Here is a 13,992-nt window from a genome sequence, read left to right as displayed (position 1 = left end):
GCCAAATAAGCCCACGGGTAAATCCCCCGCTGGTGCCCATCGCTGAAAATCAACTGCACGCCATACCCCTGGGGATGGATCTCCAGCACCCGGACACGGTCCGACACCAGCGGCGGCATGCCTCTCAACCGAAAGGCCCGGCACTGCGAGCACGGGCATTCACGGCGCAGGCGAGCGTGGTCGATCCATTGCACGCCGTCGCGCCATTCCAGCCTCAAGCGCCCATCATCATCGCGGCCAATGCCGTTCGGTGCACTGTTCATTGCAGTTGTGCCAGGGCAATGCGCACCGCCTTGCGTACTTCCGGGTCGCCATCGTCGGCCGCATCACGCAGCGGGCCAAGGGCCTGTCGGTCGCCCAACTCGCCCAGCGCCAGGGCGGCTTCCTTGCGCAGGTTGCTGATGCTGTGGCCCAACGTCAGGAGCAGCGCCGACAACGCCGGTGCATACCGCAGGCGCCCAAGGCTGCGGGTAGCGCGCAGGCGGACTTGCCAGTAGTCATCGGCCAGCGCCGTGATCAAGGCGTCGCCCGCGCGGGTGCTACCGACTTTGCCCAAGGTGGTCGCGGCCTCTTCCCGTACTTGCCAGGTGGCGTCCTGCAACGCTTCATACAGCGCCGGCAGTACCCGCTCATCACTGGCCAGGCCGAGGGCGCCGGTGGCGGCACGCCGGACCTCGGTGTCCGGATCGCTGCTGGCCAACCTCGCCAGGGCGTCCAATGCCGGCAGGTGCTTGAGCCAGCCGAGCACACCGACCGCTTCGCGGCGCACCCCCGCATCGGTATCGCTCAGCGCCAGCATTGCCGACGGCGCCGCCGCTTCAAGGCGCAACTCGCGCAGGGCACGGAAGATTGCCGTGCGCACGCTCGCGTCGGCGTGGGTGGCCCATGGCAATAACAGCCGGCCCGCCTGCGTCGTCTTGAGTACGCTCAAGCTCTGGGCGGCGGCATCACGTACCGACGCTTCAGTGTCGGTCAACGCCTGGCACAGCGCCTTGACCACTGCGTCTTCTTCCCACGCCTCCAGCAGGCTGGCAGCCTGGGCGCGCACGTCGGTGGCCGGGTCGTGGCGCAGGCTGTCCACCAGCCACACCAGGCCGTCGGGGTCTTCCAGGTCAGCCAGGTCAATCAGGGCGATCCGGCGCATGCCGGCATCCGGCGCTTGCAGCCGCGGGCGCAGGGCTTGGATGTCGGGGTTTTCGGTTTCATAGGTCATATGGCAAATCGCGGTCTTGGGTGATCGTTGGGTAGCCCGAGCGGGTTCAGCCGTGGTAACTGGCGACCATCTTCGTGGTGCAGCAGTTCCAGGCAATGGCGCTTGAGGTGGGTAAATTCCGGCGAGGTCATCAGTTCGGTGCTGCGCGGCCTTGGGAAAGTCAGCTGGAAATCCTCGATGATGCGCCCGGGGCGCGGGCTCATCACCAGGATGCGGTCGGCCAGGAACAGCGCTTCGTCGATGTCATGGGTGACAAACACCACGGTGGTGCGGATGCGCGTCCAGATGTCCAGCAGCAAGGCCTGCATCTTCATGCGGGTCAGGGCATCCAGCGCGCCGAACGGCTCATCCATCAACAGCAGGCCGGGACGATTGATCAATACCCGGGCAATTTCCACCCGCTGCTGCATGCCACCCGACAGCTGGTTGGGCCAGCGCTCGGCAAAACCTTCCAGGCCCACCAGGTGAAGGATCTCATCGGCGGCGGCCAGGCGCTCGGCCTTGCCTACGCCGCGCATCTTCAGGCCGAAGGCGACGTTTTCGCGTACCGAACGCCAAGGGAACAGTGTGTGTTGCTGAAACACCATGCCCCGTTGCTGGGACGGGCCGGCAACCGGCCGGCCATCCATTTCCAGCGTGCCCTGGCTTGGCGTGAGATGCCCGGCCAGCGTGCCGAGCAAGGTTGACTTGCCACACCCGGACGGGCCGAGGATGCACACGAACTGCCCCGGCTCGATCCTGCAATCCAGGGCTTTCACCGCCTCGAATGCCTGCTGCTGTTCGCCCAATACAATGGACAAGCCGCGTATGTCGACACGGCCTTCAAGATGACTCATCAGGCTTTACCTCGTGGTCGATGCCAGGGAGTGAACAGTGCGCCGAGACGCTTGACCAAAAGGCTGCTGCCCATGCCCAGCACGCCGATCAACAGCATGCCAACGACAATGTCGGCATAGTTCTGGATGGTGTAGGACTCCCAGGTGTAATAGCCGATACCGTACTGGCCGGAGATCATTTCCGCTGTCACCAGGCAGAACCACGAAGTGCCCATGCCAATCGCCAGGCCGGTGACGATGCTCGGCGCGGCGCCCGGCAAAATCACCTCCAGCAGGATCGCCCGGCGCCCTGCCCCCAGGCTGCGCGCCGAGGCGATCAGCCGAGGATCGACGCCTTCCACGCCATGCACCGTATTGAGCAGCACCGGAAACAGCGCGCCGGTGAAGGTGATAAAGATCATCGACAGCTCCGACGACGGGAACATCAGGATCGCCAGCGGAATCCAGGCCACCGCCGGGATCGGCCGGATCACCTCCAGCGGCGGCAACAGCAGGTCTTCCGCCCACTTCCAGCGGCCAATCGCGATGCCCAGGCCGATCCCCACCAGCGCGGCCGCCAGGTAGCCCTCGAACACCCGGGTCAGGCTTGCGCTCAAGTGCCGCACAAGCTTGCCCGAGTCCGCCAGCCCCAGGGCAGCCTGCAGCACGGAGCCCGGCGTGGGCACATTGGCAAATGTCACCAGCCACAGGTTCCAGTGCTGGCTGGCCGCCAACTGCCAGAACAGCAGGCACAACAGCAAGGAAGCGGCCTTGGGCAACCAGCGCCATGGGGTGCTTGTCATGAACACGCTCCCTCAGCGACCGGCAACGGCCTGCGCGCCGGCGTCGGTGAAATTGAACACCTTGCCGCCCTGGGCCTGGGCAAATTGCTGCGCCTGGCCCTTGAGCAGGAATGCACTGAGTTGGCCGTGCTGGTTGGTGGCAAACCAGGCCTGGCTCGCCAGCAGCTTGATGCCGCTGTCTTCGGCCTGGGCATACACGGCGCGCACCGCCTTGCCCTGTTTGTTCAGGCTGTCCAGCGCGGTGAACGCCGCCTCGGCCGACGCGTAATCACGCACCTTGGGCTCACCCTTGACCCAGATTTGCGCGACGTGCTTCCAGTCAGTGATCGGCGCGCCGCTCAGGGCGTCGTTGGCCTCCAGCGGGGCCTGGGCGTAGTTGCCCAATTGCGCCGCATAGTCCAGGCCCGAGGCCTTGAACGCGGCACGGATGTACTGGTCATCGATAAAGGTATTGAGGTCCAGGCCACGGTCGGCCTTTTTCAGCAGCTTGAGGGTGTCGATCGCGGTGCCCACGGCCTGGCGGTATTCGGGTTTCCAGCTCAAGTCACGGGTCTGCACGCCCAGCGGGCCATGGAACAGGTAGTTGACCTCGGCTTCGACGCCGGTGACTTTTTCGATCAGCTCGCTGTACTTCTCCGGCTCTGCGGCCAGCAACTGATTGGCCTCGATACTCGCGCGCAGGTAGGCGACGACCACTTCCGGGTACTGTTTGGCATAACTTTCGTCCACCAGCGCGCCGTGGAACGTCGGGGTGTTGGATTGCGAGCCGTCGTAGATCTTGCGGGCGAAACCACGGTTGGGGAACAGTTCGCCGAACGGCACAAAGTCGGCATGGGCGTCGATCTTGTTGGCCTGCAACGCCGAGCCTGCCACTTCGGGCGCCTGGGCAATGATGTTGACGTCCTTGAGCGGGTCCCACCCCTGGGCCGCAACAGCGCGCAGCAACATGCCATGGGCCGTGGAGGCGAACGGCACGGAAATCGTCTTGCCTTTGAGGTCCGCCAGGGACTGGGCGCTGGAAGCGACCGGCACCACAATGCCGTTGCCGCTGCCCTTGATGTTGCCCGACAACACGCTGATGAACAGGCTGTGCTTGCCCGCCGCCTCGAACGCTACGCCGTTGAAGGCACCGGGGAAGTCGGCCATTGCGCCAAAGTCCAGTTTGCCGGCGACCATTTCATTGGTCAGCGGCGCGCCACTGGTGAAGTTTTTCCACTGCACGTCGTAGGTCGCGTCCTTGTACTTGCCGTCGTGCGGCAGGTATTTGTCCAGCAGCCCCAGCTCGCGGATCAGCAAGCCGCCCGCGGCACAGTTGATGGTGGTGTCCTGGGTGCCGATGGCCACCCGGATCGTTTGTGCCTGGGCCGACAGGCTCAAGCAAGCCAGCACCAGGCCGGCCAGGGTTGCGCGCAATAACATTGGGTAGTTCCCCTCGAATCATGGTTGAAGGAATCGTCTCCGCCACGGTCTGGCGCGGTGGGAAACGAGGGGGTGTGGCTAGGGCTGCGTCCGGGGTTGGCGGATGGCGTTTGCGGCAGGTCTCAGCGCAACAGGTACGGAATCTCGACCTTGACTGCGCCGGTGGGGCAATCTTTTTCACAGGGCATGCAATACCAGCATTCATCAAACGCCATGTACGCCTTCTGCGTTGCCGGGTTGATCGCCAACAGGTCCATCGGGCACACGTCGACGCAGACCGTGCAGCCTTTTTCGGCGATGCACTTGTCCTCGTCCACCGTTACCGGGGCGTTGGAGCGAAAGAATATTTCCTGGGGCTGATAGGCCATTTCACGGTGTCCTGTGGTGAGCGAGCTTGGGGGGCACATTCAGGCGGCGTCAGCCCCTACGCGCAGGCGGTCGTAAGCCTGCATCTCTTCGGCATCCAGCGGGATCACATAGGGCTCGACGGGTTTCTTGAAGCTGACCATCTGCCCGTCCTCGCCCTTTTTCAGGTGGCAATGGCAGAACCAGTCGGCGTCGTTGCGTTGCGGGTGATCGACCCGGTAGTGGTACAGGCCCCAGCGGCTTTCGGCGCGGTACAGCGAGGCGCGGGCAGCCATTTCGGCGCAGTCGCGGATCACGCTGGTTTCCATGGCGCGCATCAATTCATGGGGGTTGTGCGCCTTCATCTGGTCCAGGTCGCGCTCGATATCGGCGAAGCGTTGCAAGCCGATTTCCATCTTGCGGGTGACCTTGGGCGGCTGCAGGTAATCGTTGACGAAGCGCCGCAGCTTGTACTCGACCTGGGCCGGCGGCAGACCGGTTTCGCGGTCCAGCGGCGCATAGACCCGAGCCTGCTCGGCGGCCACTTGCCGGGCATCCACCGCGCTGAATTCGCGCCCGGCCACAAAGCTTGCCGCGTTAGTGCCGGCAAACCAGCCATAGGTGAACGCGCCGAGCATGTAGTTATGTGGCACCGCCGCCATGTCGCCCGCTGAATACAAGCCCTTGACCGAGGTTTCCGCGCGCTCGTTGACCCACACGCCCGACGCCGAATGCCCGCTGCAAAAGCCGATCTCGGAGATATGCATCTCGACCATCTGGCTGCGGTAGTCGGTGCCCCGGTTGGCGTGGAACTGGCCACGGCTGGGGCGCTCGTTGCTGTGCAGGATCTGCTCGATGTTCTGGATGGTTTCCTCCGCCAGGTGATCGAGCTTGAGGAACACCGGGCCGTTGCCGCTTTCCAGTTCCTGGTGGAACTCCCACATCATCTGCCCGCTCCAGTAGTCGCACTCGATGAAGCGTTCACCCTTGTTGTTGGCGGTGTAGCCGCCCAAGGGGCCGGTGACATAGGCGCATGCCGGGCCGTTGTAATCCTTGATCAGCGGGTTGATCTGGAAGCACTCCAGGTTCGCCAGTTCGGCTCCGGCGTGGTAGGCCATGGCGTAGCCGTCGCCGGCATTGGTCGGGTTTTCATAGGTGCCCATCAGGTAACCCGAGGACGGCAAGCCCAGGCGGCCGGCCGCGCCGCAGCAGAGGATCACCGCCTTGGCCTTGATCACCTGGAAGTCCGCAGTGCGGCAGTCAAAACCCATCACGCCATTCACCGCGCCTTCGCTGTCGGTCAGCAAGCGGGTGCACACCAGGCGGTTGGTGATACTGACCCGGGCGCGCTTGAGCTGGCGATACAGCACCTTCTTGATGTCGTGCCCTTCAGGCATCGGCAACACGTAGGCGCCCATGTGATGGACTTTTTTCACCGCGTAATCGCCGGTTTCGTCCTTCTCGAACTTCACGCCCCAGCGGTCCAACTGCTCGATGGTTTCAAAACTGTGGGTCGCGTAGGCGTACACCGCCGCCTGATTGACGATGCCGTCGTTGGCAATCGTGATTTCCTTGGTGTACTGCTCCGGCGTGGAGTGGCCGGGAATGATCGCGTTGTTGAGGCCGTCCATGCCCATGCTGATGGCGCCGCTGCGCTTGACGTTGGCCTTGTCGATCAGCAATACGCGCAGATCGCGGTTGGCCTCCTTGGCCTTGATCGCCGCCATGGGGCCGGCAGTGCCGCCGCCGATCACCACGATGTCGTATTCCAGTTCCAGGGTTTGGCGGCTCACGGGCGGCTACCTCGCTGACGGTCGATGCGCAGGCGATACTGAAACGCGTCGCCACGGTAATACAGGTGTTCGAAGTCCACGGGCTGTCCGTCTGCGGTGTGGGTCAGGCGTTCGATGCGCATGATCGGCGAGCCGGCCTCGACGTTCAGCGCCTGGGTCAGCTCGCTGTCGGCGAGTACCGCGTCAATCGCCACGTCGGCGTGACCCAGTTGCAAGCCACAGTCGTTCTCCAGGATCAGGAAGATGTCGCGGGTCACCAGGTCGGCGTTTTCCAGGCGTTCGCCCAGGGCCTGGCTGAGGTAGGTGATTTCCAGCGACACCGGTTCGCGGTTGATCAGCCGTACCCGCTTGATCTGCGCGACAGTGCTGCCCTCCTCCACGCCCAGGCGCTCGGCCACCAGCTTGTCGGCGGGCACGAAGCGGTAGCTGCGCAGGCGGTTGATCACTTCATAGCCGCGCTCGGTCATAGACTCGCCCAACCCCTGCAGGGTGCTGACGTTCTGATAAGCCTTGGGTTTGGAAACAAAGGTGCCTTTGCCGTGGATCTTGTAGATCAGGCCTTCCTTTTGCAGATCACCCAGGGCCTGGCGCACGGTGATGCGGCTGACTTTGAAGCGCGCGCCCAGTTCGCTCTCGGAAGGCATCTGGGTGTTCGGCGCGTACTCACCATCAAGGATGCGGCTGCGCAGCAGGTCCCGCAGTTGGGCATGCAGCGGAACGCTGGACAGAGGGGATAAGGCGACGGTTGATTCGTTCATCAGGACCACTTGTCATAACGAGTTATGACGTGATCATAAGGAGTCTTATGAAAAGCCTGGAAATACCGTTTTGGAATAAGGTTATGGACCGGCGAATCCCGCTGCACCTACGGGATGGGTGCAGTGGATCCGCCTGTTTTATAGAGCAGTGTCTGGACCTGATGAACAATCAGAAGTTATAGCTGACCCGGGTATAGAGGATGCGGCCAAACGGGTCGGCGTATTTCGGGTCGTACCCGCTCTGGAACGCATAGGTCTGGTTGCTGAACGGCGGCGCGCGGTCAAACAGGTTTTTCGCGCCCAGCGTGACGGCCAGGGACTTGCTCCAGTTGTAGGTACCCGCCAGGTCCCAGACGTTGTAGGAGCCTACGGAGTCGTGGGTGTCGGGGTCCGAGTCGTGATAGCCACTGGTGTAGCGGTTGGTCAGGCTGACGCCCAGCGGTCCGCGGGCCCAGGTGCCGGTCAGGCTGTGGCGCCAGCGTGCAACGGCGCCCGCGGTGGAGAACTCGCCGCCACGGAAATCACCGAGTTTGTCGATGTAGTCGCCCTTGAGCTCCTGCTGGTATTTGTATTCGTTGACGTAGGTGCCTTGCAGGCCGATGCCGAAGTCACCGATGGCGGTGCTCGGGAAGCGGTAGTCGAAACTCACATCCACGCCGTTGGTCTTGGTTTTACCCAGGTTGGCAAGGCCGGTAACGATGTGATCGATGGAGCCGTCAGCTTTGCGAATCAGGCGGTCGCCGTAGGCATCCGGGTCATCGAATACCGACGACTCAGGAAACTCGGCAATTTGGTTGGCGATGGTGATCCACCAGAAATCCAGGCCGGCACTGAGGCGCTCGATCGGTTGGAACACGAAACCAAAGGTCACGTTACGTGCGGTTTCCGGGCTCAAGCTGCCGTTGCCCCCGCTTTGCCGGCGGAACTGCTGGGCGCAGTCGCGGTTGCCGATCCCGCCATTGGCCGGGGTGCCGCCCGGGCACAGGCGCGGGTCGTTGTAGTTGGCCACGGTGTAGCTGGTGTAGGTCGGGTTGTACAACTCATACAGCGACGGCGCACGGAAGCCTTCGCTGTAGGCACCGCGCACCACCAGTTCCTTGAACGGTTGGAAGCGGAACGAGTATTTCGGGTTGGTGGTGCTGCCAAAGTCGCTGTATTTGTCATGACGCACGGCGGCAGACAGCTCCAGGCTTTCGAGCACCGGCACGTTGACCTCGGCGTACTCGGCCGACACGCTGCGATTGCCGCGCACCGCGCCATTGGGGTCTACGCCCAGGCTCTGCACGGTCTCGGCAAACTGGGCGAAATCCTGGTGGAAATCCTCCTTGCGATATTCACCGCCCAGCGCCAGGCCCGTCGGCCCCGCGCCGAACCAGTCACCGATTTCACGGCTTACGCGCCCGTCGATACTTTTCACTCGGCCCACGGCAGTGGCGTAATCGCCATCCACGCGGCTGGAGGCGAGCAACGCCCTGCCCGCTTCACTCTGCGGCCCGAACGGGTTGATCACACCGTTGGCAATCCCCTGGCTGATGGTCTGGTCGTTTACGTAGCCGTCAAGAATGGTTTGCACCACTTTGTTCTGGTTGTAGGACGCGCCGACGTTGTAGTCCCAGTTCGCTACATTACCTTCGAAACTCAGCAGCAGCCGCTGGCTCGTGTTGTCATCTTCGTGCTTGCGCGCGCCGGCATCGGTTTCACGCCAGTTCACGTCTACCGGTTGTGTCGGGTCCAGGGCGAAACCCGTGGGGCCCGGGGTGATACCGTTGCCCGGATAGAAAGGCGTACCCGGATTGACCTGGGCGCCCATCAGGGTGCCTGGGCCAATCTGCGTACGGTTTTCGTTGCGCGCCCAGAAGTATTCGAGGCTGACGGTATGGTCATCGGCCAGCTTGCCGGTGGCTTTGGCAAAGGCCGAGGTTTTTTCGGTTTCCGGCACCAGGTCCAGGTAACTCCACAGGCTTTGGCGGCAGATGCCATTGCGTGACAGCAGCCCGGGGGAGTTGCAACCGGAGCCGGCCAGCGGGTTGGTCGCGTTGCTGCCCTGGCTCCAGTTGGCCGGCGCGGCGGTGCCGGAGGTGAAATCCAGGCCGCGACCGGGCTGGTAGTTGTAGGTGAAGTCACGGTCCTTGGCCGCCAGGCGCGTCTGCTTGTCGTAGCTGACCACGCCGAACACGTTGAAGCGGTCCTCTTCAAGGTCGCCGAAACCGTAGCTGCCGCTGAAGTTATGGCTGTCGCCGCCGCCGGAGCGTGTGGGCGAATCGTAGTTGGTGGAAAGTTGCCCACCGGTGAGGCTGGTCTTGGTAATGAAGTTGATCACCCCGCCAATCGCGTCGGTGCCATACAGCGCCGAGGCGCCATCGCGCAGGACTTCCACGCGGTCGATGGCGGCGAACGGGATGGTGTTCAAGTCCACCCCGGAACCGTTGGTGGTGTTGACGGCGTTGTTGCTCAGGCGCCGGCCATTGAGCAGCACCAGGGTTTTGTTCGCGCCAATCCCGCGCAAGTCGGCATACGCCGCACCGCCGCTGCTGGAACCCACCGAACGCCCGGAGCCAACGGACGACTGGTTGGCCGAAATGCGGTTGATCAACTCCTCGGTGGTGCTCACACCCTGCTCGCGCAATTGCTCGACCCGTAGGATGGTCACCGGCACTGCCGTTTCCGCGTCCACCCGGCGAATCGCCGAGCCGGTCACCGTGACTTTTTCCAGGCGGTAATCAGTACTTTTGCCCTCGGCCGGTGCGACGCTGGTGGACGTCACGGGTGCTGGATGCACCGTCAGCCCCTGTTCGCTGTCGCTCACTTGCAGGCCGCTGCCCTGCAACGCCTTGTCCACCGCTTGCAGGCTGCCCAAATCGCCGCGGATGGCGGCACTGCGCTTGCCCTGCACCCACTGTTGATTGAACGAAATCATCACCCCGGTCTGCCGGGAGATATCCAGCAGCACCGTATCAAGCGGGCCGCCAGCGATATCGAAGGTGAACACCTGGCCGGCCGCTTCCTGGGCCATCACCGATGTCGTGCACACTCCCATCGCCAGCGCCGCCGCCAGCGTCAGCCTTGGTAGTTGTTGTTTGAATAAAAACATCGAGGAGCTCCCTGTTGTATGTGTCTACAGGGATGAGCAACGGCAGACGGATATTTATAGGGCTGCGTTTAGGCGAAGATGCTATGAGTTTATAACCGGTTATAAGAGGCTTGCTGCATCGATTTGGCTGATGTCTTCTATTGGCCCGCAAGCGTTCATCCCCGCGCCAGGCGCTTTGTAGAATGAACCCCACAGTCAAGCCACCACCTTCGTGGTGTCGGAGGTTCTCATGCGTTATCTGCTTATCGCCGTGCTGGGCCTGTTCAGCACACTTGCCTTCGCCCAGGGCGAAACCCCGGCACCCACTGTGAGTGCCAACGCCCCCGCCAGCGAGGCGTACGACTATTCCCAGGACCTGGACATCGCCAAGGTGGTGCGCGTCAGTACCGAATCCTCCACCGAGTGCGGGCCGGTCAAGGGTCACATGGTCTACATCGACAGCCACGGCGTGCGTCATGAACTGGACTACATGCGCCTGGGCGATGCCTGCCAGCACGGTTGAGCGCAAACCATTCGTCGGGCTCGGCCGGCATCGATTACAACTATCCGGCAGCTGAAAATCACTAATCCATAGAACCCGTTGTGATCTATGGAGATTGAGATGACTGACTACCCACGCCCACCTTTCGCCAGCCAGGCCCAATCCGTTCCCGGTTCGCAGAAGAAGATGGACCCCTATCCCGACTGCGGCGAGAAGAGCTACACCGGCTCCGGCCGCTTGGCCAACAAGATCGCCCTGATCACCGGCGCCGACAGCGGTATCGGCCGCGCCGTGGCGATTGCCTTTGCCCGCGAAGGTGCCGATGTGGCCATCGCCTACCTGGACGAACACGAGGACGCGAAGGAAACCGCACGCTGGGTGGAAGAAGCCGGCCGCCAATGCCTGTTGCTGCCCGGCGACCTCGCGCAAAAAGCCAACTGCCAGGCGATTGTCGACCAGACCGTCGAGCAGTTCGGGCGGATCGACGTGCTGGTCAATAACGCCGCATTCCAGATGACCCACGAGACCCTCGAAGAGATACCCGACGAGGAATGGGTCAAGACCTTCGATATCAACATCACCGCGATGTTTCGCATCTGCAAGGCGGCGCTGCCGCATATGAAGGCCGGCGGGTCGATCATCAATACCAGCTCGGTGAATTCCGATATGCCCAAGCCAACGTTGCTGGCTTACGCCGCCACCAAGGGCGCGATTGCGAACTTTACCGGTGGCCTGGCACAACTGCTGGGCAGCAAGGGCATCCGCGTGAACAGCGTGGCGCCGGGGCCGATCTGGACGCCGTTGATTGTCTCGACGATGCCGGACGAAGACGTGAACAGCTTCGGCAGCGAGACACCGCTGGGCCGCCCCGGCCAGCCGGTGGAAGTGGCGCCGATCTATGTATTGCTGGCGTCGGATGAGGCGAGTTACATCTCGGGCTCGCGGTATGCGGTGACGGGCGGCAAGCCGATTCTCTAGGGTCGAATGCAGATCCAGTGTGGGAGCGGGCTTGCTCGCGAAGGCGGAGTGTCAGCCAATGCATCTGTGACTGAACCACCGCCTTCGCGAGCAAGCCCGCTCCCACATTGGGTGCTCGGTCAGCCCGGAGATCGTGTCGGGTCAGCCTTGCGCGGGTAGGTTCTTTCTTCCTGAATCCGCCCATCCATGCTGTGAATCCTCAGCGACGCCGTCTTGTCGCTGAGAAACTCTTTCGCCAACTCAACGATCGCCTCCTTGGTCTCCGCCGTTTTCGACGGCCGTGCCGAGCCCTGCTTGGTCAACGCCCAACCGGTGCCGGTCTTGTTGATGTTGTAGGTATCCATGGTCTGCTCCTTCGCCTGAATAAACACGCCACGCGGCAAAACCCGCGCCCTACTATTGCGAGCGCGGCTGCCGGGCAGAGTTCAAGGCAGTTGGTGGGCCAGGTTACGGGCGGCCCTACAGGTCAAACCGATCCACGGCCCTGCGCCGCTCATTGTCGTCGCGCACATCGTAGGTGGCGGTGGTCTGGATATTGGTGTGGTGCGCCAGCTTCTGGGCGATCGACAGGTCGTACTCTTCAATGACCCGCGTGATGAACGAACGGCGGAAATCATGGGGCATGATTTTTACGCCGACCTGTTCCCCACGCTGGCGGGCGATGTAGTAAATCGCGTGTTTGGTGATGCGCTCGCGGGTGATATGGCTGCCCCGGCGAATCCGGTTGAACAGGAAACCGTCGTCCTGTTCCCCCGGTTTCAGCTGGCTGCGGCGAAACTCCAGCCATGCCTCCAGCTTGGCAAAGGCCCAGGCCGGTGCGTACTTGATCAATTGCTTGTTGCCCTTGCCGGTAACCTGCAGGCTGCGCTCGTCAAAGTTGACCTGGCCCAGTTCGATGTTCACCGATTCCGACTTGCGCATGCCCGAGCCATACAGGATCCCGATCACCGCCGCATCCCGCAGGCCCTGGGGGCGCGGATCGGCGGCGCAGACTTCCATCAACTCACGAATCAGCGTACGCCGCAGGTTGCGGCCCTGGCTCAGGCGGGTGCCGGCCATGGCCTTGACCGAGCGCATCTTCAGCAGGTGGTCCTGGCTGATCAGGCTCATGCGCCAGGCTTCGTTCATCACCCCGCGCACGGCGTTGACGTACAGCGATGAGGTGTTCGGCGCATACCCGTCTTCCCGCAGCACCGCCACCAGGGCCATGACGTGTTCGGGCTGCAGCAGGTGCCAGTCGATGTCTTCGAGGTTGATGTCTTCAAAACCCAGGCGGTCGGCGGCGTCCTGCAGCACGTAGCGCATGGTCAGCTGGCTGGAGGGCGCCAGGCGGGTGAGATAGAGGGTCAGCGGGTTGCGGGTAGACTCAGTCAAGGTAGATCAGCCTTTGGATTAAATATGTCGACTAACCATCTGTTTAATCGACATATTTAGTGAATTGGCGAGCGCCGAGTCTAGCGCAGGTCAATCCCCGGGGCTATTCCTGATCGTCTTCCGCCGGGGCTGGCGTCTGCTGCTGGCTCCAGTCGGTGTCCTGCTTCTGCATCAAGGCAAACCAGTGCTGGCGCATGAACTCCAGGTACGGTTTGGGCGCCTTGGCAAAATCTTCTTCGTCGCCGTAACAGCCAGGAAGCGGCAGCTCGGTACCCTGCTCCTTGTACTGGCTGACCAGCGCCTGTTGGGCGGCGATGCTGCAATCCTTGGGCAACGGCATGCCTTGCAGGGCGCCGGCGTCTTCATCCCACCAGCTGGCGCCATAGCGGTCGATGCCGCGCAGGCGGTACTTCTGCGACTTGCCGATGTGCATGATCAGCTTGAAATCATTGGGACTGACGTCACTGGTGCAGGTGCGGCTATACCCCACGGTGACCTGGCTGATGCCATCGCCCAGCAGGTCGGTGACCCGGGTGGCGTCGCTGTTGAAGTGCGCGCCGGCATCGAACTCGCAATGCTGCACGTCGTCGTAGAGCATCCACAGGCGCTTGGGCCGGTCACCGTCGAGCAGGTACTGGGCGGCGTAGACAAAGGCCGACTGCGCACCGTCGTCGTCGCGTTCGCTGACTTGCTCTGCGAGTACCAACAGGTTCTTGCCCTGTTTGTCGCTCCAGACGAAGGCGCCGACCTGTTTACCCCGCACTTCTACGCCATCGGGCACCTGGTCGATGGACGTCAGTGCCACGCCGTCATCGGCCCGCACACTCGTGGCCCAGGCCACCGTCATCAACAACACCATCAACATTGGCCGTAAACGCTGCACGCTATTCATCCGACTGCCCTGGCAAGAGATGGCTTACTT

General features: G+C 62.7%; 14 protein-coding genes. 2 read left to right on the top strand and 12 right to left on the bottom strand.

Going from position 1 to position 13,992, the window contains the following annotated elements; all coding sequences use genetic code 11:
- The 9 genes from JV201_RS14420 to JV201_RS14380 form a co-directional block, all read right to left on the bottom strand.
- On the bottom strand, positions 1-263 hold a 263-nt coding region (locus tag JV201_RS14420; RefSeq protein WP_219407176.1), incomplete at its 3' end, for a DUF971 domain-containing protein.
- The gene (locus tag JV201_RS14415) at positions 260-1,213 is read right to left on the bottom strand and encodes a HEAT repeat domain-containing protein (RefSeq protein ID WP_219405562.1); all 954 of its coding nucleotides are present in this window, start codon (positions 1,211-1,213) and stop codon (positions 260-262) included. The genes JV201_RS14420 and JV201_RS14415, both read right to left, overlap by 4 nt.
- Positions 1,210-2,049, bottom strand: a complete 840-nt coding sequence (locus JV201_RS14410) for an ABC transporter ATP-binding protein (RefSeq protein WP_219405561.1) — start codon at positions 2,047-2,049, stop codon at positions 1,210-1,212. The genes JV201_RS14415 and JV201_RS14410 overlap by 4 nt, the downstream gene beginning before the upstream one ends.
- Positions 2,049-2,831 carry an ABC transporter permease gene (locus JV201_RS14405; protein ID WP_177037165.1) on the bottom strand — a complete coding sequence of 261 codons (783 nt, stop codon included), beginning with the start codon at positions 2,829-2,831 and terminating at the stop codon, positions 2,049-2,051. Before JV201_RS14405 ends, JV201_RS14410 begins: the two co-directional genes overlap by 1 nt.
- A gap of 12 nt (positions 2,832-2,843) precedes the next feature.
- Positions 2,844-4,250 (bottom strand): ABC transporter substrate-binding protein, encoded by a 1,407-nt coding sequence (locus JV201_RS14400; RefSeq protein WP_219405559.1) that lies wholly within the window; start codon positions 4,248-4,250, stop codon positions 2,844-2,846.
- A gap of 122 nt (positions 4,251-4,372) precedes the next feature.
- The gene (locus JV201_RS14395; RefSeq protein WP_003217650.1) at positions 4,373-4,618 is read right to left on the bottom strand and encodes a ferredoxin family protein; all 246 of its coding nucleotides are present in this window, start codon (positions 4,616-4,618) and stop codon (positions 4,373-4,375) included.
- A gap of 39 nt (positions 4,619-4,657) precedes the next feature.
- Entirely contained in the window at positions 4,658-6,388 is a 1,731-nt protein-coding gene (locus JV201_RS14390; protein ID WP_003217648.1) for a fumarate reductase/succinate dehydrogenase flavoprotein subunit, read from the bottom strand.
- Entirely contained in the window at positions 6,385-7,146 is a 762-nt protein-coding gene (locus JV201_RS14385; RefSeq protein WP_219405558.1) for a GntR family transcriptional regulator, read from the bottom strand. Before JV201_RS14385 ends, JV201_RS14390 begins: the two co-directional genes overlap by 4 nt.
- Positions 7,147-7,315: 169 nt before the next feature.
- A complete protein-coding gene (locus JV201_RS14380; RefSeq protein ID WP_219405557.1) occupies positions 7,316-10,237 on the bottom strand; it encodes a TonB-dependent receptor in 2,922 nt (973 codons plus the stop codon).
- Between the two features lie 229 nt (positions 10,238-10,466).
- Between JV201_RS14380 and JV201_RS14375 the strand changes: the two genes are divergently transcribed.
- Positions 10,467-10,739, top strand: a complete 273-nt coding sequence (locus JV201_RS14375) for a DUF2790 domain-containing protein (RefSeq protein WP_008433423.1) — start codon at positions 10,467-10,469, stop codon at positions 10,737-10,739.
- Positions 10,740-10,838: 99 nt separating this feature from the next.
- The gene (locus JV201_RS14370) at positions 10,839-11,696 is read left to right on the top strand and encodes an SDR family oxidoreductase (RefSeq protein WP_003217640.1); all 858 of its coding nucleotides are present in this window, start codon (positions 10,839-10,841) and stop codon (positions 11,694-11,696) included.
- Between the two features lie 119 nt (positions 11,697-11,815).
- Here JV201_RS14370 and JV201_RS14365 read toward each other — a convergent pair whose 3' ends face one another.
- The 3 genes from JV201_RS14365 to JV201_RS14355 all read right to left on the bottom strand — a co-directional run bounded on the left by JV201_RS14365 (position 11,816) and on the right by JV201_RS14355 (position 13,962).
- Entirely contained in the window at positions 11,816-12,040 is a 225-nt protein-coding gene (locus tag JV201_RS14365; protein WP_003217639.1) for a DUF2188 domain-containing protein, read from the bottom strand.
- A 115-nt stretch (positions 12,041-12,155) separates the two neighbouring features.
- Positions 12,156-13,070, bottom strand: coding sequence for a tyrosine recombinase XerC (gene xerC, locus JV201_RS14360; protein WP_008433427.1), 915 nt, complete (start codon positions 13,068-13,070; stop codon positions 12,156-12,158).
- A 103-nt stretch (positions 13,071-13,173) separates the two neighbouring features.
- Positions 13,174-13,962 carry a M949_RS01915 family surface polysaccharide biosynthesis protein gene (locus JV201_RS14355; protein WP_023658829.1) on the bottom strand — a complete coding sequence of 263 codons (789 nt, stop codon included), beginning with the start codon at positions 13,960-13,962 and terminating at the stop codon, positions 13,174-13,176.
- Positions 13,963-13,992 lie beyond the last annotated feature (30 nt).

Origin of the sequence: Pseudomonas sp. Colony2, from assembly GCF_019382755.1 — a bacterium.
Classification (GTDB): Bacteria; Pseudomonadota; Gammaproteobacteria; order Pseudomonadales; family Pseudomonadaceae; genus Aquipseudomonas.
This window is presented reverse-complemented; position numbering and strand designations above follow the sequence as displayed.